This is a genomic window from Anoxybacteroides tepidamans, from assembly GCF_014201465.1.
GTDB lineage: Bacteria > Bacillota > Bacilli > Bacillales > Anoxybacillaceae > Anoxybacteroides > Anoxybacteroides tepidamans.
In genome coordinates, this window is record NZ_JACHEP010000006.1 from 26,869 (window position 1) to 50,822 (window position 23,954).

22 protein-coding genes are annotated in these 23,954 nt (G+C 44.6%); 16 read left to right on the forward strand and 6 right to left on the reverse strand.

The genetic code is table 11. The features are described 5' to 3' along the window. The first annotated feature begins 17 nt into the window (after positions 1 to 17). Positions 18 to 665, forward strand: a complete 648-nt coding sequence (trmB, locus tag HNQ34_RS07540) for a tRNA (guanosine(46)-N7)-methyltransferase TrmB (RefSeq protein ID WP_183253192.1) — start codon at positions 18 to 20, stop codon at positions 663 to 665. Between the two features lie 86 nt (positions 666 to 751). Further along, on the forward strand, positions 752 to 1,594 hold the full coding sequence (locus HNQ34_RS07545; protein ID WP_183253194.1) for a YtnP family quorum-quenching lactonase: 843 nt from the start codon (positions 752 to 754) through the stop codon (positions 1,592 to 1,594). A 47-nt stretch (positions 1,595 to 1,641) separates the two neighbouring features. On the opposite strand, the gene HNQ34_RS07550 is transcribed toward HNQ34_RS07545, so the two are convergent. Continuing rightward, a complete protein-coding gene (locus HNQ34_RS07550) occupies positions 1,642 to 1,938 on the reverse strand; it encodes a PepSY domain-containing protein (RefSeq protein WP_183253196.1) in 297 nt (98 codons plus the stop codon). A 250-nt stretch (positions 1,939 to 2,188) separates the two neighbouring features. On the opposite strand from HNQ34_RS07550, the gene HNQ34_RS07555 reads away from it, so the two are divergent. The 11 genes from HNQ34_RS07555 to ytxJ all read left to right on the forward strand — a co-directional run bounded on the left by HNQ34_RS07555 (position 2,189) and on the right by ytxJ (position 11,958). Then, positions 2,189 to 3,262 (forward strand): M42 family metallopeptidase, encoded by a 1,074-nt coding sequence (locus HNQ34_RS07555; protein WP_183253199.1) that lies wholly within the window; start codon positions 2,189 to 2,191, stop codon positions 3,260 to 3,262. A 23-nt stretch (positions 3,263 to 3,285) separates the two neighbouring features. Next, positions 3,286 to 3,816: a DUF84 family protein gene (locus HNQ34_RS07560; RefSeq protein WP_183253201.1), complete on the forward strand. Its 531-nt coding sequence runs from the start codon at positions 3,286 to 3,288 to the stop codon at positions 3,814 to 3,816. 25 nt (positions 3,817 to 3,841) lie between these two features. After that, entirely contained in the window at positions 3,842 to 4,153 is a 312-nt protein-coding gene (locus tag HNQ34_RS07565; protein ID WP_183253203.1) for a thioredoxin family protein, read from the forward strand. A gap of 20 nt (positions 4,154 to 4,173) precedes the next feature. Continuing rightward, positions 4,174 to 4,971 (forward strand): DUF1444 domain-containing protein, encoded by a 798-nt coding sequence (locus tag HNQ34_RS07570; protein WP_183253363.1) that lies wholly within the window; start codon positions 4,174 to 4,176, stop codon positions 4,969 to 4,971. A 21-nt stretch (positions 4,972 to 4,992) separates the two neighbouring features. After that, on the forward strand, positions 4,993 to 5,598 hold the full coding sequence (ytpR, locus tag HNQ34_RS07575) for a YtpR family tRNA-binding protein (protein WP_183253205.1): 606 nt from the start codon (positions 4,993 to 4,995) through the stop codon (positions 5,596 to 5,598). A gap of 97 nt (positions 5,599 to 5,695) precedes the next feature. Then, on the forward strand, positions 5,696 to 7,855 hold the full coding sequence (locus tag HNQ34_RS07580; protein WP_183253208.1) for a DNA translocase FtsK: 2,160 nt from the start codon (positions 5,696 to 5,698) through the stop codon (positions 7,853 to 7,855). A 75-nt stretch (positions 7,856 to 7,930) separates the two neighbouring features. Next, a complete protein-coding gene (locus HNQ34_RS07585; RefSeq protein WP_183253365.1) occupies positions 7,931 to 9,028 on the forward strand; it encodes a nicotinate phosphoribosyltransferase in 1,098 nt (365 codons plus the stop codon). 249 nt (positions 9,029 to 9,277) lie between these two features. Beyond that, positions 9,278 to 10,579 carry a UDP-N-acetylmuramate--L-alanine ligase gene (gene murC / locus HNQ34_RS07590; protein ID WP_183253210.1) on the forward strand — a complete coding sequence of 434 codons (1,302 nt, stop codon included), beginning with the start codon at positions 9,278 to 9,280 and terminating at the stop codon, positions 10,577 to 10,579. Positions 10,580 to 10,839: 260 nt separating this feature from the next. Continuing rightward, a complete protein-coding gene (locus HNQ34_RS07595; protein WP_183253212.1) occupies positions 10,840 to 11,268 on the forward strand; it encodes a DUF948 domain-containing protein in 429 nt (142 codons plus the stop codon). Next, entirely contained in the window at positions 11,255 to 11,626 is a 372-nt protein-coding gene (locus HNQ34_RS07600) for a YtxH domain-containing protein (protein WP_183253214.1), read from the forward strand. Before HNQ34_RS07595 ends, HNQ34_RS07600 begins: the two co-directional genes overlap by 14 nt. Positions 11,627 to 11,631: 5 nt before the next feature. Then, positions 11,632 to 11,958 carry a bacillithiol system redox-active protein YtxJ gene (gene ytxJ / locus HNQ34_RS07605; protein WP_183253216.1) on the forward strand — a complete coding sequence of 109 codons (327 nt, stop codon included), beginning with the start codon at positions 11,632 to 11,634 and terminating at the stop codon, positions 11,956 to 11,958. Positions 11,959 to 12,027: 69 nt separating this feature from the next. On the opposite strand, the gene HNQ34_RS07610 is transcribed toward ytxJ, so the two are convergent. Further along, positions 12,028 to 14,187, reverse strand: coding sequence for a cell division protein FtsA (locus tag HNQ34_RS07610; RefSeq protein WP_312856107.1), 2,160 nt, complete (start codon positions 14,185 to 14,187; stop codon positions 12,028 to 12,030). Positions 14,188 to 14,359: 172 nt separating this feature from the next. On the opposite strand from HNQ34_RS07610, the gene HNQ34_RS07615 reads away from it, so the two are divergent. Both HNQ34_RS07615 and ccpA read left to right on the forward strand, forming a co-directional pair. Further along, positions 14,360 to 15,442, forward strand: coding sequence for a bifunctional 3-deoxy-7-phosphoheptulonate synthase/chorismate mutase (locus HNQ34_RS07615; protein WP_183253218.1), 1,083 nt, complete (start codon positions 14,360 to 14,362; stop codon positions 15,440 to 15,442). Positions 15,443 to 15,621: 179 nt separating this feature from the next. After that, a complete protein-coding gene (gene ccpA / locus HNQ34_RS07620; protein WP_183253221.1) occupies positions 15,622 to 16,617 on the forward strand; it encodes a catabolite control protein A in 996 nt (331 codons plus the stop codon). Between the two features lie 98 nt (positions 16,618 to 16,715). On the opposite strand, the gene HNQ34_RS07625 is transcribed toward ccpA, so the two are convergent. Genes HNQ34_RS07625 through HNQ34_RS07635 form a run of 3 tightly spaced genes read right to left on the reverse strand, consistent with a single transcriptional unit; the run spans position 16,716 to position 19,201 of the window. Then, positions 16,716 to 17,894 (reverse strand): acetoin utilization protein AcuC, encoded by a 1,179-nt coding sequence (locus tag HNQ34_RS07625; RefSeq protein WP_183253223.1) that lies wholly within the window; start codon positions 17,892 to 17,894, stop codon positions 16,716 to 16,718. Further along, positions 17,891 to 18,535: an acetoin utilization AcuB family protein gene (locus tag HNQ34_RS07630; RefSeq protein ID WP_183253225.1), complete on the reverse strand. Its 645-nt coding sequence runs from the start codon at positions 18,533 to 18,535 to the stop codon at positions 17,891 to 17,893. Before HNQ34_RS07630 ends, HNQ34_RS07625 begins: the two co-directional genes overlap by 4 nt. A 33-nt stretch (positions 18,536 to 18,568) precedes the next feature. Next, complete coding sequence (locus HNQ34_RS07635) at positions 18,569 to 19,201, reverse strand: GNAT family N-acetyltransferase (RefSeq protein ID WP_183253227.1); 633 nt, start codon at positions 19,199 to 19,201, stop codon at positions 18,569 to 18,571. A gap of 176 nt (positions 19,202 to 19,377) precedes the next feature. Here HNQ34_RS07635 and acsA point away from each other — a divergent pair, with 176 nt between their 5' ends. Beyond that, positions 19,378 to 21,093 carry an acetate--CoA ligase gene (acsA, locus tag HNQ34_RS07640; RefSeq protein WP_183253229.1) on the forward strand — a complete coding sequence of 572 codons (1,716 nt, stop codon included), beginning with the start codon at positions 19,378 to 19,380 and terminating at the stop codon, positions 21,091 to 21,093. A gap of 45 nt (positions 21,094 to 21,138) precedes the next feature. Here acsA and HNQ34_RS07645 read toward each other — a convergent pair whose 3' ends face one another. Further along, positions 21,139 to 23,910, reverse strand: coding sequence for a transglycosylase domain-containing protein (locus tag HNQ34_RS07645; protein WP_183253231.1), 2,772 nt, complete (start codon positions 23,908 to 23,910; stop codon positions 21,139 to 21,141). Positions 23,911 to 23,954 lie beyond the last annotated feature (44 nt).

Consider the following 23,954-nt stretch of genomic DNA (forward strand, 5'->3'; position numbering starts at 1 on the left):
GAAACAGAGGTGTTCGCATGCGTTTACGTAACAAACCTTGGGCGAAAGAAAAAATTGCCGCTTATCCGCAATATGTCATTTCGAATCCGGAACAGTATAAAGGAAGATGGCGTGAACTATTTAGAAATGACAATCCGATCCATATCGAAATCGGCACGGGAAAAGGGCAGTTTATTACAGGGATGGCGAAGGCGAATCCACATATTAATTACATCGGGATCGAGCTTTATGAAAGCGTCATCGTGTCCGCTTTAGATAAATTGATCGAGCATGATTTGCCAAATTTGCGATTGCTGAATATTAACGCGAAAGATTTAATGAATGTGTTTGCTGCTGGAGAAGTGGAACGAATTTATTTAAATTTTTCCGACCCGTGGCCAAAAAAGCGACATGAAAAGCGGCGTCTAACTTATCGTTCATTTTTAGAACTGTATGAACAAATTTTAGTCGAGGAAGGGGAAATTCATTTTAAAACGGATAATCAAGGGCTGTTTGAATATTCACTTGTCAGTTTCTCGCAATACGGGCTCGTGTTAACGTACGTGAGTTTAGACCTTCATCGCAGCAATTTTGTTGGAAATATTATGACCGAGTATGAAGAAAAATTTGCGGCGCAAGGAAATCGGATTTACCGCTGCGAAGTGAAATATCCGCCAAAAAAGTAAGGGCTGCCTTTTTGGTTGAAAGGCGGTCTTTTTTTATTTTCGAAATATTCACGGAGATGGTACACTACTTAATGAGGTGATGGGAAATGGAACAATTGCAAGTAGGCGATGTAACGATTACATGGTTAAACGGAGGGGTGACGCATTTAGACGGCGGGGCGATGTTTGGCGTTGTACCGAAACCGCTCTGGTCGAAAAAATATCCGTGCAATGAACACAACCAAATTGAATTGCGCACCGATCCGCTGTTGCTGCAAGTAGATGGAAAACATCTACTCATTGAATCAGGGATCGGCAATGGGAAGTTGTCCGAAAAGCAAAAGCGTAATTTTGGCGTTACGGAAGAGTCGAATGTGGAGCAGTCGCTTCAAAAACTTGGATTAACACCGAATGATATTGATTTCATCTTAATGACGCATATGCATTTTGATCATGCATGCGGGTTGACGAAATGGGAAGGAGAACGGCTCGTTTCGGTTTTTCCGAACGCCCAAATCGTCACATCCCAAGTAGAATGGGATGAAATGAGACAGCCGAATATTCGCTCGCGCAATACATATTGGAAAGAAAACTGGGAAGCAATTGCCGGGCAAGTCGTGACGTTTGAACAAAAAACGGAAATTGTCAGCGGTATTAAAATGGTTCATACCGGTGGCCATAGCGACGGACATTCCATCGTACTCATCGAATCAAATGGAGAGACCGTTGTTCATTTAGCGGATTTAATGCCGACGCATGCCCATCAAAATGTGTTATGGGTGCTTGCATATGATGATTATCCGATGACGTCGATTGCCCAAAAACAAAAATGGATTCCATATGCGACCGAAAAAGGGGCGTGGTTCAGCTTTTATCACGACGCTTATTATCGAGCGCTCAAATGGAACGAAAATGGCGAAATCATCGCAAGTGTGATGCGAAATCGATAAAAAAGGAAGAAGGGTCATCTCAATAAGGGCTGCCCTTCTTCTTTTATTCAAAGTTTGCTCGTTTCCATAATCGTTCCGGTGTACGCATCGATGAGAAATTCGTATTGTTCATCGTCGCGGCAAATCCCGCCTTTGTATACTTTGTAAACGATATTGTTTTTTTCGTACGTTTCTGGCTTTGTTTGAATCCATGACCCGCTGATCGGTGCGGAGCGTTGAAAAGCGGCTTTGGCCAATGAGAGCGCCTTTTCTGATGAGATCATTTTGTTGTTGCGTATGGACTGAACGGTATAGGCAACGGCGAATCCAACGACAGCGCCGACCATAAATTTTCTCCAACTCATTTTTTCTCCCTCCAAAACAGTTGTCTGTTATTTAGTATACCTAACTTTTCAAAACAATGTAGGAAAAGTGGAAAGTGGCTCGTTTGTTCGGTAAAATTAAGAATGGATATCACGAGTGTTGATTATCCATTATTTTACTAAAAAATAGAGAATCATATGGCAGAAAAGCTAGGAATAGAGCGGTGTCAACAGGTTTTTAATGGTTAATCAACACGTCTGAATGGATATAAGAAAAAGGGGTTAAGAACAAATGAATGTAGAAACGCTTCAGCTTTTTAAAACGTTGACGGAATTGCCGGGAGCACCGGGCAACGAGCATGCGGTCCGGCAATTTATGCGAAAAGAGCTGCAAAAATATGCGGATGAAGTCGTGCAAGACCGGCTTGGCGGCATTTTTGGCGTGAAGCGCGGCGATGAAAACGGGCCGGTCGTCATGGTTGCCGGACATATGGATGAAGTCGGGTTTATGGTGACTTCCATTACTGAACATGGAATGATTCGCTTTCAGCCGCTCGGCGGATGGTGGAATCAAGTGTTGCTCGCACAGCGCGTACAAATTATCACCGATTACGGTCCTGTCATTGGCGTCATCGGCTCGATTCCACCGCATTTGCTTCAAGAAGAGCAGCGAAATAAACCGATCGACATTCAACATATGCTTATCGATGTCGGTGCGGATGACCGCGAAGATGCAAAACGAATGGGAATTCGCCCCGGTCAGCAAATCGTGCCGGTTTGTCCGTTTACGCCGATGGAAAACCCGAAAAAAATTTTGGCGAAAGCGTGGGATAACCGATACGGTTGCGGGCTCGCGATTGAGTTGTTGAAAGAGTTGAAAAACGAAACGTTGCCAAACATTTTATATTCCGGAGCGACCGTTCAAGAAGAAGTTGGATTGCGCGGTGCACAAACGGCTGCCAACATGATTCAGCCAGATATTTTTTTCGCGTTAGATGCAAGTCCGGCGAACGATATGACAGGAGACAAAAAAGAATTCGGCCATCTTGGCAAAGGAGCGCTTGTTCGCATTTATGACCGTTCGATGGTGACGCATCGAGGCATGCGCGAATTTGTGTTAGATACGGCGGAAACGCATCGTATTCCATACCAATTTTTTATTTCTCCGGGCGCAACAGACGCAGGGCGCGTACATATCACAAACAATGGCATTCCTTCAGCGGTCATCGGCATTTGTTCCCGCTATATTCACTCGCATGCTTCGATTATTCACGTCGACGACTACGCCGCGGCGAAACAGCTGTTAATTGAACTAGTGAAAAAATGTGATAAAGCGACGGTTGAGGCGATTCGCCAAAATAGTTAAAGATTCGGGAAGGAATGAGAAGCATGATGATTGCCGTAGGGACGACGAACCGAGCGAAAGTAGCTGCCGTTGAAGCGGTGTTTACTGATGAATGCGATCAGATCGTGCCGGTTGCCGTCGATTCGGGAGTGGCGGCACAGCCGTTTTCCGATGAGGAGACGCGGATGGGGGCGATCCACCGTGCTAAACAGGCGTGCACTAAAGCTCAGGCTGATGTCGGCATCGGTTTAGAAGGCGGCGTCGTCGAAATGGACGGCGCGCTATGGGTATGCAATTGGGGGGCACTTGTTGACCGGAACGGTACGGTAATATGTGCCGGTGGTGCCCGTTTTCCTTTGCCTTGTGAAGTAGCGGAAGAAGTGTTGAGCGGCAAAGAATTGGGCGAGGTTATGGATGAATACACTGGGAAGCGGAATATCCGCCAAAAAGAAGGAGCAGTCGGTGTTTTTACAAATGGGTATGTCAATCGAACAGATATGTTTTGTCACATCGTCAAACTATTAGCAGGGCAATACGAATTTTTTGTCAAAACGAACGATTCACGCTATGATTAGGAAAAAGAAAGAAAGGGGACTATGTATGAAAACTATCGAAACAGCAGCGCAATATGAAGAGATCAAAAATACGAAAAAGGCTATTTTCGTTTTTTCGGCGGATTGGTGCCCAGATTGCCGGTTTATCGCGCCGGTTTTGCCGGAAATTGAGCAGACGTTTTCGGATTACGAATTTTATTACGTCGATCGTGATCAATTGCTAGAAGTTTGCCAAGCAGAAAATGTTTTTGGCATTCCAAGCTTTATCGCTTACGACAACGGAAAAGAACTCGGCCGTTTCGTCAGCAAAGACCGAAAAACGAAAGAAGAAATTGAGCAGTTTATTCGCGGATTGTAGCGAGGGAACTGTACATGAAAATGGACAGCAAAAGAATGGCGGAAGAAATCGAAAAACGATTGGCGCGAAACGATTGGACGTTTCACTTCGATAACAAAAAAGATACGTTGCGCATTGAAGATGCACGATCGAAAAAAGGAGTCACCGTTTCCTTGCCTAGCATTATTGCCAAATGGGAAGAAAAAAAAGACGGGGCGATTCAAGAAATCGTGTACTACATCGAGCAAACGCTGGACACGATGCATGAGGTGCATACGTTATCGGGAAAAGAAAAAGATATTTATCCAGTCATTCGCTCCACATCGTTTCCAACGGAAACAAGCGACGGCATTCCGCTTATTTACGACGAACATACAGCGGAAACGCGAATTTACTATGCGCTTGATTTAGGAAGTACGTATCGGCTGATTGACAAAAAGCTCGTCGAGCAGGAAAATTGGGATGTTCACCGAATTAAAGAAATCGCCCGCTTTAACGTTCGCTCATTAGACGTTGCTGTCAAAGAAGATACGGTGGCGGGAAACACGTTTTATTTTGTTAATACGAATGACGGATATGATGCAAGCCGCATATTAAACGTGCCGTTTTTGGAGAAATTTTCGAAAAATATCAAAGGAACGATGGTGCTCGCAGTGCCGCATCAAGATGTGCTAGTGATTGCCGATATTCAAAATGAGACGGGGTATGATGTGCTTGCGCAGCTGACGATGAGCTTTTTCGCAAGCGGCCGCGTGCCGATTACCGCATTATCCTTTTTGTATAAAGATGGTGGATTAGAACCGATTTTCATCTTAGGCAAAAATCGTCGCAGACGATAAACAGGGAAAGGAAGCAAAACGATGAACGTATTTTACAATCGCGATGGAATTGGTGATGTATTGCTTGTTTCTTTAAAACCAATTGACCCAGAAAAACGTACGTTTGAGAGAAAGGGAGATGTTGTTCGCATTTTTGATGAAACAACGAATGAAACAGCGGGATACAACATTTTTAACATTTCTCAATATGATGCTGTCATTGGAACTGGTACAGTGGAGGCAAACGACGAACTTGTAGGTGTGATCAACGATTTGTTAGTGAAAAACGGTTTTACGGAAAAAATAGAAGCTGATTTTTCGCCAAAGTTTGTCGTCGGGTATGTTAAGGAAAAACAAAAACATCCGAATGCCGATAAATTAAGCGTTTGCCAAGTGGACGTCGGAACGGAAGTGCTACAAATTGTATGCGGAGCGCCGAACGTTGAAGCGGGTCAAAAAGTGGTGGTAGCCAAAATCGGGGCAGTTATGCCGAGCGGCCTTGTCATTAAAGAAGCGGAATTGCGCGGCGTTCCTTCGTACGGCATGGTTTGCTCTGCCCGCGAGCTTCAACTGCCAAACGCTTCGCAAGAAAAAGGCATTCTCGTTTTGCCTGATGAATACGAAGTCGGGCAGCCGTTCATAAAATAACATGGCTTGTTCAGTCACTAGAGTGCAATCTAGTGACTTTTTTTCTAGAATAGGTAAAATAGAGAGTTGAAAAGAAAATAGAAAGAGTGAACGCTATATGAAATGGTTCAAGCGATTCGTTCGTTATTTGTTTCAAGAAGAGGAGAGGCAGCAACGTTTTGAACGGGAAGATAAACCAATTGAAAGAACTAATGCAGAGATAGACGTGAAAGTGGCCTATCAATATCCGACAGGGAAATTTCGTTTTCCGCTTATTCCTGACGAATTATCGTCGCGGCAGCCATATGATTCGCCGGTTGTGCTAGAAGAAGAGATAGAGATAACACTGAACCGTGGCACTGCCGCACCCGGAAAGCGTCCGTTTCGCCCGACAGAAGTGCCATCACCTATTTATGGGTATAAAGAACGGCCAAAACAACGGGAAGAAACAAAGATTGAGCAAGAACATCCGCTTCATGAAATAAAGCCAATGGAAAGTAGCCTCTCAACAAAAGGCGATACGGAAGAAACATGGATTATACAGGAGAATGAGGAAACTGAAGAAGTGCCAGCGAGGAATGAGCAAGAACCACAACAGGAGAAAATGTCTGATGACGTTCCAAAAGAGCCGATAAGGGAGAATGGAACGGAACAACTAGCTGTTCTTGCACTGGATGAAAAAGAGCAAGATAAACAGTTGGAAAACGAGAACGGTTCATTCCAAACCGTTAGTGAACAAGAAACGACAAAAGCAGAAGAACGAAGAATTTCATCCCGCATTCCATATAATGTGATGATGCTCAAACAAGACAGGAAAAAGTTAGAAGAAAAGAAAAAGGAAGCCGTGAGTTCCGGCTATCGTTTTCCGCCGCTTGAACTGTTGCAGCCGCCGCAGGCAAGAAAAGAAGTGGATGAGCAATGGCTTAGCGAGCAACGGGAGCGGCTAAATGAAACGTTCCAAAACTTCAATATTGGCGCAAAAGTCGTAGGTGTTACCCAAGGACCGACCGTGACAAGGTTTGAAGTACAGCCGGCGCCGGGTGTAAAAGTAAGCAAAATTACGAGTCTATCGGATGATATCAAACTCAGTTTAGCAGCGAAAGACATTCGCATTGAGGCGCCGATTTCTGGAAAAAGCACAATTGGAATCGAAGTGCCAAACGCCAAAAGCCGGCCTGTGTTCATTCGAGAGATTTTGCAAAGCGAAGCATTTCGGACGAGTCCGACTCCATTGGCGGTAGCGCTCGGGCTTGATTTATCCGGGGCGCCTGTCGTGACAGATTTAAAGAAAATGCCGCACGGATTAATCGCCGGAGCGACCGGATCGGGAAAAAGCGTCTGCATTAACGCGATGCTCGTCAGCCTGCTTTATAAAGCAGCGCCGCATGAAGTAAAATTGTTATTGATTGATCCGAAAATGGTCGAATTGGCTCCATATAATCATATTCCGCACTTAGTAAGTCCAGTGATTACGGATGCGAAAGCGGCAACAGGGGCGTTAAAATGGGCTGTCGATGAAATGGAACGAAGGTATGAACTGTTTGTCCACGCCGGAGTGCGCGATATTCAAAAATATAATGAACTGGTGAAAAAAGAGCAAACACTTGAACACTATTTGCCCTATATCGTTATTATTATCGATGAGCTAGCAGACTTAATGATGGTCGCGCCGGCGGATGTAGAAGAGGCGATTTGCCGAATCGCACAAAAAGCAAGGGCATGTGGTATTCATTTAATTGTGGCGACGCAACGGCCGTCGGTCGATGTTATTACCGGTTTAATTAAAGCGAACATTCCAACGCGCATCGCTTTTTCTGTTTCATCGCAAGTCGATTCGCGAACGATTATCGACACAAACGGGGCGGAAAAGTTGCTTGGGAGAGGCGATATGCTGTTTTTAGAAAACGGCACGTCGAAAACGGTGCGCATACAAGGAAACTTTGTATCCGATGAAGAAATTGAACGTGTCGTTGCGCATGTGAGAGAGCAAATGCCACCGGCTTATTTGTTTGAGCAGGAAGACTTTTTAAAGCAAAGTGCGTTGGCGAATGACGGCGATGAACTGTTTTATGAAGCGTGCGAATTTGTCGTGCAGCAAGGAGGCGCCTCGACGTCAAGCTTGCAGCGTCGTTTTCGCATCGGCTATAATCGAGCAGCGCGGCTCATTGAAATGATGGAAGAGCAAGGCATCATTTCGGAAGCGCGCGGCAGTAAACCGCGCGATGTATTGATTACCGAAGAAGAGCTGGCGCAGCTGCAAGAAAATAGTACTCCGTAAATTGGGAAATGTGGTATTCTTAAAAACAGTGAAGTGGGGATGATGAACATGATGACAGGCGAGGGAACAGAGAACATGAAGGAAATTGAGCTAAAGCTGCAAGGAAAAATTAAGCGGTTAACGAATAAAACGTTTAAATTTGACGAACGTATTCGCGACGGCTGGTTTTCGGCGGTCTATTTTTTAAAAACGCGGGAAATTGTGCGCGAATTTTGTCCAAATAATATTGTAACGATGCAATTTTTCCAAAAAGAGCATGCCGTGTTGTGCGGTACAGACGAAGTAATTGCGCTTGTAAAAACATTTGCGGACGAGCCGGAAAAGCTCGAAATTTATTCGTTGAAAGACGGCGATAAAATTAGCCCGTTTGAAACGGTGTTGACGATTACGGGACCTTATCAAAACTTCGGGTATTTGGAAGGCATTATTGACGGCATTTTAGCGCGGCGGACGTCAGTCGCAACAAACGTCTATAACGTCGTGAAAGCGGCGGCGCTGTCCGGAGTGCAAAAGCCGATTATTTTTATGGGAGATCGCGATGATCATTATACGCAGCAGGCAGGAGACGGATATGCGGCGTTCATCGGCGGTTCAACGGCACAGGCGACCCATGCGATGAACGAATGGTGGGGCAAACAAGGCATGGGGACAATGCCGCATGCGCTTATTCAACTGTTCGATGGCGATGTCGTAGCGGCAGCGAAAGCGTACTATGCGAAATATCCAGAAGATGATTTAATCGTTCTCGTCGATTACAATAACGACTGTATTACCGATGCGATTCGCGTGGCGCGCGAATTTGGCGACAAATTGAAAGGGGTGCGCGTCGATACATCAAGGACGATGATCGATCAATATTTTATTCGCCATCCGGAAGTGCTCGGAACGTTTGATCCGCGCGGTGTAAACCCTCCGCTTATTTTCGCTTTGCGCGAGGCGCTCGACCGTGAAGGCTTCCACCATGTCAAAATTGTGGTGAGCGGCGGCTTTAACGAACAGCGCATTATCGAATTTGAAAAACAAGGTGTTCCTGTCGATATGTACGGGGTAGGAAGCAGCTTGTTAAAAATTCATATCGGCTTCACGGGCGATAACGTGTTATTAAACGGCAAACACCAAGCAAAAGCGGGGCGGAGATATCGCCCGAATCCACGGTTAGAAAAAGTGGATTGAGCGGAAATACAATTTCGATTTGCGGGAAAACTGATAGAGATATCAGTTTTCTTTTTTTCCTCATAGTCTTGAACGAAAAACAGTGATATAATGATGAAATGTGAGAATACATATAACGGTTTGAAATGGCAAATTAAGATGTATGTCATATACTGTGTTACAGAAGAAGCGTCAGTGAGAAGGGGGCTGATGTGCACGAGACCGACTTGGTACTAGCCCCGGAGATAGACGATTGTTGGAGGTCTTGATATGACTGTTTACCATTTCGTTGGCATTAAAGGAACAGGAATGAGCGCGTTAGCACAAGTTCTTCATGATATGAAGTATATCGTTCAAGGTTCAGACGTAGAAAAGCGCTTTTTTACGCAAAAAGCGTTAGAGGAGCGAGGAATTCCGATTTTTCCGTTTAATAAAGAAAACATTCGGCCAGGGTATACCGTCATTGCCGGAAACGCTTTTCCCGATACGCACGAAGAAATTCAAGCGGCCTATGAATTAGGAGTGCCTGTTATTCGTTACCATCGCTTTTTAGGGGAGTTTTTACAAAAATTCACAAGCATTGCGGTCACAGGAGCGCACGGAAAAACATCGACAACAGGGCTTCTGGCTCATGTGATGCAAGGGGCGAAGCCGACATCGTATTTAATTGGAGATGGAACCGGAAAAGGGATCGAAGGAAGCACATATTTTGTGTTTGAGGCGTGTGAATATCGCCGCCATTTTTTATCGTATTTTCCGGATTATGCGATTATGACTAACATTGATTTTGACCATCCAGATTATTTTGCGAATATCGATGATGTGTTTGCTGCGTTTCAAGAAATGGCGATGCAAGTGAAAAAAGGAATTATTGCGTGCGGGGATGACGAGCACTTGCAAAAAATTCAAGCAAAAGTGCCAGTGTTGTTTTATGGCTTTGGCGACGACAACGATTTCCAAGCGCGCAATGTCGTGAAAACGACGGAAGGGACGTCGTTTGATGTGTTCGTGCGCAATACGTATTTTGCGTCGTTTGAAATCCCGCGCTTCGGTGATCATAATGTGTTAAATGCGTTGGCGGTCATTGCACTTTGTCATTATGAAGAGATTGATCTTCACATTATTCAAGAGCGGCTTAAAACGTTCCAAGGAGTGAAGCGCCGCTTTAGTGAAAAGCAGGTTGGCGATCAAATTTTAATTGACGATTATGCTCATCATCCACGGGAAATTGTCGCGACGATCGATGCAGCGAGACAAAAATATCCGAATCGGGAAATTGTCGCGATTTTCCAGCCGCACACGTATACGCGGACGCAAACGTTTTTACAAGAATTTGCGGAAAGCTTGCAACGGGCAGATCAAGTGTATTTGTGCGACATTTTCGGTTCTGCACGGGAGCATCAAGGCAAACTTTCGGTCCACGACTTGCAAGCAAAAATTCCGAATGCCCGTCTCATCCAAGAAGACGATACATCTATATTGAAACAACATCCGCACGCGGTGTTGATTTTTATGGGAGCGGGGGACATTCAAAAGTTTCAAGAAGCATATGAACAGATCATACATTTATAACACCAAGGAATGTTGCGCCTTGGTGTTTTTTCTGTAAATGAAAGAAGCGATCTTTTCAATCCATTTTTTGTGACGAGTATCATTTCATGGAATAACATCAAGTAAGCTGATGATTTACTCGCATTCATCTGTGCTTGTGCTGTCTCGAATATGATATACTAAGCAATTTCGCTTCATTTGTTGAATGCATGTTTTTGCAGGAATTTGTCGATAACATGTCGAATAGCTTTTAAGAAATGGTGCATCGAGGAGGAAAAATCGTGAAAATTATTTTATACTTAAGTGTAGCGTTAATTGCTATTGTCTTTTTTATTTTAGCGATCTATTTAATTAAAACGTTAAAAACCGTACAAGGAACATTGCAAAGTTTGACGAAAACGATCGAAGAGATGGAAAAACAAATTCAAGAAATCGGCACGGAAACGGCGCAGCTGCTTCATAAAACAAACGCCGTTGCCGATGATGTGCAAAAAAAGATCGAGAGTTTAAATGTGATGTTTGATGCTGTGAAGCAAGTAGGTTCCACTGTACAAACGTTTAACGATTCATTAACGAAAAAATGGACGGCAAATGAACAAAAAATTGTTCAAGCAGTGCAATGGGGCAATGCTTTTTTAGAAATATGGGGAAAATGGAAAGAGAAAAAGAAAAGAAAAGTAAAGGAAGGTGTGGAAGATGGCAAAAAATAGTGGTGGATTTTTATTTGGTGCGATTGTTGGCGGTGTTGTTGGAGCTGCGACAGCGATCTTTTTAACGAGTGAAAAAGGAAAGAAATGGATTGCGGAGATGAACGAAAAGGAAGCGCTTGAGCCGATCAAAACGGCCGCGAGCGAGTGGCTCGAAATCGCAAAAGAAAAAACAAAGGAAATGGCGAAGTGTGTTCCGGCAGCGAAGACAGAACCAAACAAGAATTTAAAGCCGGAAAAAGCGGAGGTGACGTCGATTCCGATTCCAATGCAGAGTAATAATATTGAAAAGCTGTTGAAAGAAACAGAAGAAGCATTCAACGATGCTGAACAAAAATTGCATCACCATGAAACGGAGTGAGAAACGTGGGGAAACAAAAATTGGAAAATGTTGAACAATTCCAGCAAGTGCTCAGTCAGGGGAAGCGCTTTTTGCTCATCAAACATAGCCTGACATGTCCGATCAGCCGAGCTGCTTTTCATGAATATGAGAAGTTTGCGGCGGATTATCCGGACGTAGACACGTATTATTTGTTCGTACAGGAAGCGCGTCCGCTTTCAAATTATATTGCGGAAATGTCCGGAGTCAAGCACGAGTCTCCGCAGGCGCTTCTATTTGAAAACGGCGCTGTTACATGGCATACGTCGCATTGGAACATTACATATGATGCGTTGAAAAAACAAGTAGGCTGAACCTAGAATTTAGGCTCAGCCTTTTTTCATATATGTGATTTGTTTTCAAAGTCAGTCGCTTTCACTTTTTTATTGGACTTCTACGTTTTCCCACAAAATTTCTAAATGATCTCCCGGTGCAAGCGGCTCGTAAAACGTGACGGGCTCACCATTTTTCAGCAATGTGAACGTCCTCGATGCAGACGCTGGAATATCGACTTGGACGTAGTTGAAAATATCTTGAAAAATAAACGGCTCGATTTTTTTTTCGATTAATTCAAGCGCGGCCCCGTTTTCAACGATATCATCTTCTTTTAGCAATTGCCCTTTATAATAAAACTCCGCGGCCGTTTTAAAAAGAGTAACGATTTCTCCGTTAAACCGGACAGGAATCGAATGGGTAAGACGAATTTGTTTTGCCTCAGCAAGCTCACGAACGGTTGGTGCTGCTTGGCTGATGATTTCAATCATATCGCCATCTTCAAAACTAGACGATGGTTTTACTTCGATCCGATTTTTATAAAGCGCACCGGAAAATGGTTTGATTTCTACAACTGCATCGTTAATCCGTACCGTAAATGGAGTAGCATCTTTCAATAAGTGAGAAAGATGCAGCTCTGCTAGCAATTCCTCGATCGTTTCCGGCATGTTCACAACGATGACATCGCGGTCATTGACGTTATTGTCAGGAGAGGCAACTTGTCCGTTTTGATATACGGTTGCCTTTACTTCGTACCGTTCACCGTTAATGGTGACGGCTTTGTGCGGCAGTTCGTCGATTAAATCTTTTAACTGAATCGAGGCCGGATCACCGTCCCTTCCTTTTTGGACGACAATTTGATCGCCGTCTTGAACTGGGGTGTCCAAAGAGGCCGGATCGCCGTTTTTCATGATCAGCGGCGGCTGTCCGTACGTTCCCGGAATGGTGACCGTTTGTCCATTGACGGTGACGAAGAGCGCCATCCCCGGTTTTCCGTACAGTTTGTGAAGCGGAATGCCGCTGGTGAGCAAACAATCGCCGATCGTGAGCTGCTTCATATCAAATAACCGAATAAGCTGATCGTTCACGTAAACGCTGACGTATTGTACAGGATTTTGTTTGGCGGCAATCGCAATGCCAACCGGTGTGACAAGCTCGGGACCGCGCGCTTTCATATCTGGCGTAACATGCAGCTTTTGAATCGCTTCCACGCCGCGGATGGCGACACGGTTTTCCGGCAGCTGAAGCCTGTGGGCAAGCCGCTTCGGCAATTCCGGTGTTAAGCTGCCGCCGCCGACTAACATGACCGCTTTTGGCGATTTTCCGCCGTTTAGTGCTAAAATTTCCTCGCTGATCGCATGGGCAAGGCGATCGATCGCATCGGAAACCGCGGCGATCATCTCTTTGCGCGACACTTCTGTTTCGAAGCCTAAAATATCGGTAATCGTCACTGTTTCGTTCGTTGAAAGTTCCCGCTTTGCTTTTTCAGCGAGCGGAAAATCAAGCAAATATTGATCAGAAATCGCCTCCGTAATTTCGTCGCCAGCAATCGGCACCATTCCGTAAGCGACGACCGTGCCAAGATCGGTAATGGCGATATCAGAAGTGCCCGCACCGATATCGACAAGCGCCACGTTTAAGCGGCGCATCGTTGGCGGAATCAATACGTTAATGGCCGCAATCGGCTCAAGTGTCAACGCTTCCATTTCGAGATTTGCACGTTGCAAAGCGGCAAGAAGAGATTCAACGACAATTTTTGGCAAAAAAGTAGCAATGACTTCGACCGTTGCTTCCGTTCCTTGCTGATCAATCAAACTTCCGATTTCTTGTCCGTCGATTTTATAATGGACGACCGAATAGCCGACACAATAGTAATGATGGCTTTGTTCTTGCTGTTGTGATGCGAGCTTCGCTTGCGCTTGCTGCACAGCGCTCAACTCTAAGTGTATCACGTCCTCTTTCGTCATCATCGGTTTCCCAGCGATCCAAAGCGTCGTTTCTGCCCGCTCGGTTTTTAATGCTCTTCCGGCGGCAGCGACGGAAACTTTTTTTAAAGGACCATATTTTTGTTCTAATTCCTCTTTGATCTCCATAATGATTTTAGCGACGGCCGGCACATCATGAATTTGCCCGTCAAGCATGGCCCGTTCATCATGTTCTTTCATGATCATGTCTAAAACTTGATAAGTGCCATCTTTTTCTTGTAAAATAACTCCAACAACGGAACGTGTCCCTATATCTAGTGCGAAAATAGATGCTTCATGATTCACGGACAATTCACCTTCTTTAGAAAAATGTCATAAAATACTTTATCGCTTAAAAGCGTTTAATCATTAAAGTTTTTTCGTGACAATCGTATTCATATGCATTATAATAATGTCTAATTACTAGAAATGTATCATATTTTTCAGTTTTTATAAACTTAAGAAAGGATGAGAATGCATGAGTAATGAAAGATTAGACGAGTTGCGCGCAAGGGTAGACGAGGTGAATTTGCAAATTTTAAAGCTGATTAACGAGCGGGGACGTCTCGTTCAAGAAATCGGGAAGATTAAAGAAACACAAGGGACATACCGCTATGATCCGGTTCGTGAGCGCAAAATGCTTGATTTAATTCTTGAACACAATGATGGGCCGTTTGAGACAGCGACATTAAAACATATTTTTAAAGAAATTTTTAAAGCCGGTTTAGAATTGCAAGAAGATGACCATCGAAAAGCGCTGCTCGTTTCGCGCAAGAAAAAACCAGAAGATACGATTGTTGATGTAAAAGGAGAAAAAATTGGCGATGGCAAGCAATATTTTGTTATGGGACCGTGTGCGGTAGAAAGCTATGAGCAAGTTGCTGCGGTGGCGGAAGCAGTCAAAAAGCATGGCTTGAAGTTATTGCGCGGCGGCGCTTACAAGCCAAGAACATCGCCATATGATTTCCAAGGGCTCGGGTTAGAAGGATTAAAAATCTTAAAACGAATCGCCGATGAGTACGATTTAGCGGTCATTAGTGAAATCGTCACACCAGCAGATATCGAGTTAGCGTTGGATTACATTGACGTCATTCAAATCGGCGCCCGCAATATGCAAAACTTTGAATTGTTGAAAGCGGCAGGGCAAGTGAAAAAGCCGGTATTGCTAAAGCGCGGATTAGCGGCGACGATTGAAGAATTTATTAATGCTGCGGAATACATTATGTCGCAAGGAAACGACCAAATCATCCTTTGCGAGCGCGGCATTCGCACGTATGAACGGGCGACACGAAATACGCTTGATATTTCGGCAGTGCCAATTTTAAAGAAAGAAACGCATTTGCCGGTATTTGTCGATGTGACGCATTCGACGGGACGACGCGACTTATTGCTTCCTTGTGCGAAAGCGGCACTGGCGATCGGCGCAGACGGCGTCATGGCCGAAGTTCATCCAGATCCGGCAGTAGCGTTGTCAGATTCAGCACAACAAATGGACATCGACCAATTCAACGAATTCATGGAAGAATTAAAATCGTTCCAGCGTCAAATGGTGCGAGTATAGCTGACTGCCCCCTTCACTTGTGCGATGCGCAGGTGGAGGGGTTTTTTGCATTTAATTATGAAAACATTTGCAATTTATTTGCCAAGACGTTGCGATTAGGCCATAATGTATCGTATGATAAATCTACATAAATAGGCAAGATTTACGGTGTGAGAAAATAGATCGAGGAGTGAAAGGAAATGAATGTAACGATTTATGATGTGGCGCGGGAAGCGAATGTGTCGATGGCGACTGTATCGCGCGTAGTTAATGGAAACCCGAATGTGAAACCATCCACAAGAAAAAAAGTGTTGGAAGCGATTGAGCGGTTAGGATACCGGCCGAATGCGGTCGCCCGCGGGCTTGCGAGCAAAAAAACGACAACGGTCGGCGTGATTATCCCAGACATTTCGAGCATCTTTTTCGCTGAATTGGCTCGCGGGATTGAAGACATTGCCACGATGTATAAGTATAATATCATTTTAAGCAACTCTGACCAAAATAAAGACAAAGAACTTCATTTGTTAAATACGATGCTAGCAAAACAAGTCGATGGAATTTTGTTCATGGGTGGCAATATTACGGATGAGCATGTAAACGAATTTCAAAAATCGTCGGTTCCGATTGTGCTAGCGGCAACCATTGAAGCGAACCACACGATTCCGTCTGTTAATATCGACTACGAACAAGCAGCATTTGAAGCGGCCATGCATTTGCTTGACAAAGGAAATAAGCGTATTGCCTACATCGCAGGCCCAGCGGATGACCCGATCAATCAAAAGAAATTAGCGGGATATCGCCGCGCGTTGGCAGAACGTGGCGTTGCGTATGACGAAACGCTTGTGATCGAAGGTGATTATTCGTACGATTCAGGCATTGAAGCGTACGAAAAAATCACGGAATTAAAGGAAAGACCAACGGCGGTGTTTGCTGGAACGGATGAGATGGCTCTTGGCATTATCCATGGCGCGCAAGATCATGGCGTTCAAGTGCCGGAACAATTGGAAGTCATCGGTTTTGATAATACAAGGCTGGCGACGATGGTGCGCCCGCGCTTAACAACGGTCGTCCAGCCAATGTATGACATCGGTGCCGTCGCGATGCGCCTGCTCACAAAATACATGAATAAAGAACATGTCGAGAATCATATCGTCGTCTTGCCGCACCGCATTGAATATCGGGAGTCGACGAAATAAATTAAGAAAAGCGGAGGCGCTCCAATTTCGCACAAGAGAGCTAGGCGGCGCAGTTAGACATTAATTATACTTTCTTACGAAATAAAGCCTATGAGTGTTCATAGGCTTTGTTTTATGTTTTGCCGCTGGCTGCGAATCGGATAGAGCGCTTTCTCAACGGTTTGCGCGTTTTTCTCGGTAATTTCCGCTTTGCGTGGGATTGGCGGATACAATGTTTCTGGGTCGTCCCACTCAGGCGGCAGCGGAACGGGAGAAAGCGGCTGCCATTTATCGAGCCATGCCTTCGGGAGGCTGCCTGAAATGTTTGATTGTTCAGTCATTTCTAACCAGATGAGCGCCCAAGCGCGCGGTACGACCCGCCAAATATCATATCCTCCCCCGCCTACGGCAACCCAGCGGCCGTCACAATATTGATGGGCGATTTCATGCGCGATTTTCGGAATTTCCCGATACGTTTTCATCGTGACCGATAAATGAGTAAGTGGATCATAATAATGCGCATCGGCTCCATTTTGCGTTAAAATAATATCCGGTTTAAAAAAAGCGGCAATTTCCCGAAATGCTTGCGTATATGCCTTTAACCATGAATCATCTTCGGTAAACGCATCGACCGGAATGTTAAACGAAAAGCCATACCCTTTACCTTGCCCCCGTTCTGTAATATTTCCGGTTCCGGGAAATAAATATCTTCCCGTTTCGTGAATCGAAAACGTACAAACGTTCGGATCATCGTAAAACGCCCATTGCACACCATCTCCGTGGTGGGCGTCCGTATCGACATATAAGATGCGGAGTCCGTATCGCTCTTGCATATATTTAATCGCCACGGCGCTGTCGTTGTAAATACAAAATCCTGACGCTTTGCCGCGAAAGCCGTGGTGAAGCCCTCCGCCTAAACTTAAGGCGTGTTTCGCTTTCCCAGATAATACGTAATCGACGGCGGTTAATGTCGCGCCTACTAGCAGCGCGCTTGCTTCATGCATATTCGGAAAAATTGGGGTGTCTTCTGTTCCTAATCCATAATTTAACGCGACATCTTCGGACAATCGACCTTGTCCAGCAGCTTTTACTGCTTCGATGTAAGCGCGGTCATGAATCAGTTCAAGCTCTTCGTCTGTCGCCATTCGCGGGAAAATGACTTGTTCGTCGTCCAAAGCCTTCATTTCTCGCAACAAATCGTACGTTAATTTAACACGGAGTTGATTAAACGGATGGGCATTATGAAATTTATATAATTGGAAATCATCTGAGTATATGAACACGCAATCTTTTTTCATGATGAAACCCCCGGTAAATTCGGCCACAATACTGTGTAGCCCTCACTTTTTAAATCGGCAATAATTCCGGTAGGGTTCATCGTCTGAATGCGGAATACGAGAATTTTATAGCGTTCATCTTTGTCTGGATAGACGAGGACACTTGAGATATTGACGTTTCTTTTCCCAAAAATGGCAGCGACTTCGCTTAACATGCCGCTTAAGTTCGGCACTTTTACTTCGATTTGCGAACCGGGCTGATGAGCTCCAGTCAATTGGACGAGCGTGTGCAATAAATCTGTTTCCGTGACAATTCCTACTAACTTTCCATCTTTCGTAATCGGCAAGCAGCTAATGCGATATTCATAAAATAAAGCGGCGATTTCTTCGACGAAATCGAGAGGGTGTCCTGTAATGACATCCGTTTTCATAATGGTGCTTACCGGTTTTTGAAAATCTTCTAAATGTTCGCACGCATGAAAAATCGATGGGCTCGCATCACGAATGTCGCGATCTGTTACAATGCCGATCACATGGTTTTCATCATCGACGATCGGAATGTGGCGAATGTGGTGCTGCTTTAACAGTTGCATCGCTTCTGCAATTGTATGGTGAGGCTGAAGTGTCGCCACATTCGTTTTCATAATTTGCTCAACAATCATCCCTACTCCCCCTTCGTTGTCGCGCCCTAAAATTTAATACATAAAACGATTCATAAACCGGAGCCGGTCAAATTTTTGAATCGATTGTTGATCGACCCGTTTACCGATGCGGGCCATTAAACAGTTTGCCGGATGTGAACATATTTCTGGATCATCGGTAGCATACCAAACGAGGCCGCCGGCATTCATCATTTTTTCCATGACTTTTCTGTATTCCCATACGTTGAGTCCCGTTCGCTTTAAATCCCAATGCCAGTAATATTCGGTTGTAATGATAATGTAATCTTCCATCGCATCATCCATCATTGAAACGATCAGGAGATTTTTGCCGACTTGGTAGCCGCGAAATTCAGGAATCACTTCGATTGCCCCTAATTCAATTAAATTTTCCATATTACCTTCTGACCAACGTTCTAGCGGATCGGGGTAAAGGAAAGTGACGTAGCCAACGATCGTTTGCTGATGGCGCGCAATGATGATTCTTCCTTCAGGAAGTCTGGCGATGTCGATTAATGCCTTATGTTGCTGTTCGGGTTGGCGGAATGCGGTCAAATCATGGTGAAATTCATAGGAAGCTAGTTTCTCGGCAGGCACCGGTCCTTCAATGATAAGCGTGCCTTTTGGCGTTTTTAATTCTTTTGCATTATATGTTTTTTTATGTTTCATTCAGCCACCACCTGATTATTCTTTTTCTATTTTCATTATACATAAAAAAAGATTGGTTAAAGCGTTTTCAAAAAAATTTCTTTATTTCTAATGAAAAATTTTTAAAAAATTGAGAATTCGAAAAAGTTGTACTATAATGGGAATGTAATCACTTACATAAAGGGGGAACTAGGGGAATGAAAGTAGAGATGTTGCCGGTCATACAAGGGGACCACAATTTAAAAAACTATGAAGAAACATATCGAAATTTTGATTGGTCAGAAGTAGAGAAGCAATTTTCATGGGCTGAAACCGGCCGGGTGAACATGGCTTATGAAGCGATTGACCGTCATGTCGAAACGTTCCGGAAAAATAAAGTAGCGCTTTACTATCGGGATGCGTCAAGAGAAGAAAAGTATACATTTAAAGAAATGAAGGAATTATCAAATAAAGCAGCCAACGTGTTCAAACAAGTCGCGGATGTGGAAAAAGGAGATCGTGTTTTCATTTTCATGCCGCGCTCTCCGGAATTGTATTTTGCCGTTCTTGGCGCAATTAAAATCGGTGCGATTGTCGGTCCATTGTTCGAAGCGTTCATGGAAGGGGCGGTGCGCGACCGCTTAGAAGATAGCGAAGCAAAAGTGATTGTGACGACGCCAGAATTGCTTCCGCGCGTTCCGGTCAATGAGCTTCCTGCATTAAAGCACGTTTTATTAGTAGGCGACAACATTATAGAAGAAGGGCCATATATCGATTTCAAAAAGCGGATGAACGAAGCGAGTAAACATTTTGATATTGAGTGGGTCGATCGGCAAGATGGTTTAATTTTGCATTATACGTCCGGATCGACAGGAAAACCAAAAGGAGTATTGCATGTTCATAACGCGATGATTCAGCATTATCAAACGGCGAAATGGGTGCTCGATTTAAAAGAAGATGATGTGTATTGGTGTACGGCGGACCCTGGCTGGGTGACGGGAACATCATACGGCATTTTCGGTCCGTGGCTATGCGGTGCTTCTAACGTTATTGTCGGCGGCCGCTTCAGCCCGGAAACATGGTATAAAACGATTGAAGATTACGGCGTAACTGTTTGGTATAGCGCTCCAACGGCGTTTCGTATGTTGATGGGAGCGGGCGATGAACTTGTCAAAAAATTTGATTTAAGCTCGTTGCGCCACATTTTAAGTGTCGGTGAGCCGCTCAATCCAGAAGTGGTGCGCTGGGGCATGAAAGTATTCAACCGCCGCATTCATGATACGTGGTGGATGACAGAAACGGGAGCTCAGCTCATTTGTAACTATCCGTGCATGGAAATTAAGCCGGGATCGATGGGCAAGCCGATTCCGGGGGTCAAAGCGGCGATTATCGACGACAACGGAAACGAATTGCCGCCTTACCGCATGGGGAATTTAGCGATTCGCAAAGGATGGCCATCGATGATGAAGATGATTTGGAACAATCCGCAAAAATACGAATCGTATTTTATCGGCGATTGGTACGTTTCTGGGGATTCGGCTTACATGGATGAAGACGGCTATTTCTGGTTCCAAGGCCGCATCGATGACGTCATTATGACATCTGGTGAGCGCGTCGGTCCGTTTGAAGTAGAAAGCAAGCTTGTCGAGCATCCAGCGGTAGCAGAAGCTGGAGTCATCGGAAAACCAGATCCGGTTCGCGGCGAGATCATTAAAGCGTTTATTTCGCTTCGTGACGGATATGAGCCTTCCGAGGAACTCATTGAAGATATTCGCCAGTTTGTGAAAAAAGGATTAGCGGCTCATGCGGCGCCGAGAGAAATCGAGTTCCGCGATAAATTGCCGAAAACACGCAGCGGTAAAATTATGCGTCGCGTATTAAAAGCATGGGAATTGAATTTGCCGACAGGCGATTTGTCGACAATGGAAGACTAAAAAGCAAAGGGGGCTGACGTTTGAGGTCAGTCCCTTTGCTTTCGTCTACTGCTCATTTTGATTTGTTGTTGCATTGTCCGTTTTTTCTTGTGTGTTTACTGGTGTAGCAAGAGAAATAAGATTGGACGGTAAAGATTCATTTCCGCTAATATCTACAGCGGTGACGTAATAGACGCCAGCTGCAGAAGGAATGGTAAACGACGGCGACGGGCCAGCTTTGATGGCGGCAGCTACTTGAAACGGCAAGCCTTCTTGTTCCGCACGATACACGCGATAGCCGACGACATCTAGCTCGCGATGTGCTGTCCATGTCAACGTTTTTCCAGACAATTGCGCCACAGGCGGGTCGGGACGTTTGCCGTTTTCTTTCAACTCCGCAAAGACAGCAACGTTTTTCCATTGCGCTGAATCTGGGAATAGTTTCGTAAGATCAGTATCTTTTATTCCCCATTCTTCGAGCACTTGTGCATTAAATCCTACCCCTTCGCTTGTAAATTCTTGTGGCGTTGTCGGAAGTGCCGCGTACCGTTTTCCATTGACTTCGACAAATTTTCCGCTCGTTAACGAACGATCCTCTTTTGTCGGCACAAATTTGGTGTTATATAAATCGTAGCTGACTAAACCAGCTTTTTCGCACATCGCAGACGGAATGAGCCCTGATACTGTGCAGTAGGCGCGGCGGACGATTCCGCCCGGCATGTTGAATCGCTGCTTAGGAGCGATTAAGTTCGGCTTTACGTCATACGCAGCGTTCATGAGCTGCGCCCATAATAATAAATTTCGTTTGCTGTAGGATAAGCCTTTATATTTAAGTTCTAACGGCCGCGGCGTATCGTATCCCATCCAAACGCCAAAGGTAACATTCGGGTTCGTCGCAACAAACCATGCATCTTTATTGTCTTGTCCTGTTCCAGTTTTTCCTGCCCAATCGGCTTGGAATTTTAAAAACGATGGAAGGGCCGCCGCTGTTCCTTGGCGAATGACGTCTCTCATCATATCAATCGTTAAATACGCGGTTTGTGGCGAAAAGACGTTGACTGGCTCGCTTTTATGTTCATAGACGATTTGTCCGTCTTTGGCAACAATTTTTTCGATTAAATACGCATCGACAAATGTGCCGTAATTGCCGAACGTTGTATAAGCGTTCACGTTTTCCTCGACCGTTACTCCTTTTGTTAATGCCCCGAGTGCCATCGATAAGTTGGTGGCGTCTGCTTTTATTAAACTAGTAAATCCCATTTTTTCTAAATACGTAATCGGGCGCTGACCGATTGTTTTCATGTACGTGCGCACAGCTGGAATGTTGTAGGAATATTGCAGCGCGCGACGAACCGATACGAATCCATGAGTTTTTCGATCCGCATTTTTCGGGCTATACGTGCCACTTGAAGTTCGAACGTGCAGCTCGACATCAGGAATGACAGATCCTGGTTGAACGATCCCCATTTCCATTGCCGGTGCATAAACTAAAAGCGGTTTCATCGTTGAGCCGTTCGAGCGGTAGGCTTGCGTTGCGTGATTCAACTGCTCGCGGCGATAATCTCGACCGCCTACGAAACTGATAATTCGTCCCGTTCGATTCTCGATTAGCATCGCTCCGACTTCGACCGGTTCAACTTTTGTGATGATTTTTCCTGTTTTCTTATCTTTTTCTCTTCTGATAATGTCGCTTCCGAAATACGGATATTTCGCAACAACCGCTTGCATCCGGTCGTAAATGTCTTTATCGATCGTCGTATAAATATCATATCCGTTTTGCCGCAGTTGTTTTTCGGCTTTTGCCATGTATTCTTCAGACAGTGAACGGTTATTTTGCAAATCCTTTTTCTCATAGCCGTCTTTTTTCGCTAACACAGTGGCTAAAATCTCTTTTGCCCGTTGTTCAATTTCCATTGTTAGCCACGGATATTTTTCAAACGGCGATGGCTTCGGTGGAGCGAAATGCCGAACAACGTCATATTTCAACGCTTCTTCATATTGTTTTTCGGAAATGTATCCGGCTTTTTTCATCCTCTTTAAGACGGTTTTCATGCGCTGCAACGCTGGCGAAAGATCTTTTTTCACTTCCCCGTCGCTCGTAAACGGGGTATACCCGAACGGGCTTTGCGGCAGTCCAGCTAAAAATGCTGCTTGCGCCAGATTCAACTCTTTCGCATCGACGCCGAATACGCCTTGGGCGGCTGCTTGGATGCCGGCGATGTTGCGCCCGGATGAATTTCTCCCAAATGGGACCACATTTAAATATGCCTCTAAAATTTCGTTTTTGTTAAAAAAATGTTCAAGGCGAAGCGCAAGCAAGATTTCTTTTGCTTTTCGTTCAAATGATACTTCGTTTGTTAAAATTTGATTTTTGACGAGCTGCTGTGTTAACGTACTTCCACCGGTTCTTGTTGAGGAATTCGTTGCTTCTTGAAATAAAGCGCGCACAATCGCTTTTGGGACGACTCCGTTATGTTCGTAAAAATATTCATCTTCTGTCGCGATGATCGCTTTGATCACGTAAGGAGAAACGTCTTTTAATGATATTTCTTCTCTTTCTAAATCGGAACGAAAGCTTCCTAAGTACACTTGGTTTGCAAAATAAATATGGGTTGTTTCTTCATAGTTATAAATATCTTTTTTCATTTCTTTATAAGATGGAATGTCCATATCTTTCACTAAAGAGGCAAAATAGCCAGCTCCGATGCCAAGAGAAAAACAAACGGCACCGATGAATAAAACGAGCAATACAAGGAACACGTTCCAAGCAATTTCATAAGTAATGTATAAACGGCGCAACGTTTTTTGAAGGGAAAACGTGTGTTTCACCTGCTCCATATCGACCCTCCGTGTAAGTAAAAAATCCTTGTGTCTGAAAATTA

What these genes read in the sequence shown, in the direction of transcription:
- ccpA (WP_183253221.1), top strand. Translation starts at nt 15,622, where the DNA reads ATGAATGTAACGATTTATGATGTGGCGCGGGAAGCGAATGTGTCGATG.
- HNQ34_RS07615 (WP_183253218.1), top strand. Translation starts at nt 14,360, where the DNA reads ATGAGTAATGAAAGATTAGACGAGTTGCGCGCAAGGGTAGACGAGGTG.
- HNQ34_RS07555 (WP_183253199.1), top strand. Translation starts at nt 2,189, where the DNA reads ATGAATGTAGAAACGCTTCAGCTTTTTAAAACGTTGACGGAATTGCCG.
- HNQ34_RS07625 (WP_183253223.1), bottom strand. Translation starts at nt 17,894, where the DNA reads ATGAAAAAAGATTGCGTGTTCATATACTCAGATGATTTCCAATTATAT.
- HNQ34_RS07565 (WP_183253203.1), top strand. Translation starts at nt 3,842, where the DNA reads ATGAAAACTATCGAAACAGCAGCGCAATATGAAGAGATCAAAAATACG.
- murC (WP_183253210.1), top strand. Translation starts at nt 9,278, where the DNA reads ATGACTGTTTACCATTTCGTTGGCATTAAAGGAACAGGAATGAGCGCG.
- acsA (WP_183253229.1), top strand. Translation starts at nt 19,378, where the DNA reads ATGAAAGTAGAGATGTTGCCGGTCATACAAGGGGACCACAATTTAAAA.
- HNQ34_RS07570 (WP_183253363.1), top strand. Translation starts at nt 4,174, where the DNA reads ATGGACAGCAAAAGAATGGCGGAAGAAATCGAAAAACGATTGGCGCGA.
- HNQ34_RS07560 (WP_183253201.1), top strand. Translation starts at nt 3,286, where the DNA reads ATGATGATTGCCGTAGGGACGACGAACCGAGCGAAAGTAGCTGCCGTT.
- HNQ34_RS07630 (WP_183253225.1), bottom strand. Translation starts at nt 18,535, where the DNA reads ATGATTGTTGAGCAAATTATGAAAACGAATGTGGCGACACTTCAGCCT.
- trmB (WP_183253192.1), top strand. Translation starts at nt 18, where the DNA reads ATGCGTTTACGTAACAAACCTTGGGCGAAAGAAAAAATTGCCGCTTAT.
- ytpR (WP_183253205.1), top strand. Translation starts at nt 4,993, where the DNA reads ATGAACGTATTTTACAATCGCGATGGAATTGGTGATGTATTGCTTGTT.
- HNQ34_RS07635 (WP_183253227.1), bottom strand. Translation starts at nt 19,201, where the DNA reads ATGAAACATAAAAAAACATATAATGCAAAAGAATTAAAAACGCCAAAA.
- HNQ34_RS07580 (WP_183253208.1), top strand. Translation starts at nt 5,696, where the DNA reads ATGAAATGGTTCAAGCGATTCGTTCGTTATTTGTTTCAAGAAGAGGAG.
- HNQ34_RS07545 (WP_183253194.1), top strand. Translation starts at nt 752, where the DNA reads ATGGAACAATTGCAAGTAGGCGATGTAACGATTACATGGTTAAACGGA.
- HNQ34_RS07600 (WP_183253214.1), top strand. Translation starts at nt 11,255, where the DNA reads ATGGCAAAAAATAGTGGTGGATTTTTATTTGGTGCGATTGTTGGCGGT.
- HNQ34_RS07550 (WP_183253196.1), bottom strand. Translation starts at nt 1,938, where the DNA reads ATGAGTTGGAGAAAATTTATGGTCGGCGCTGTCGTTGGATTCGCCGTT.
- HNQ34_RS07585 (WP_183253365.1), top strand. Translation starts at nt 7,931, where the DNA reads ATGAAGGAAATTGAGCTAAAGCTGCAAGGAAAAATTAAGCGGTTAACG.
- HNQ34_RS07645 (WP_183253231.1), bottom strand. Translation starts at nt 23,910, where the DNA reads ATGGAGCAGGTGAAACACACGTTTTCCCTTCAAAAAACGTTGCGCCGT.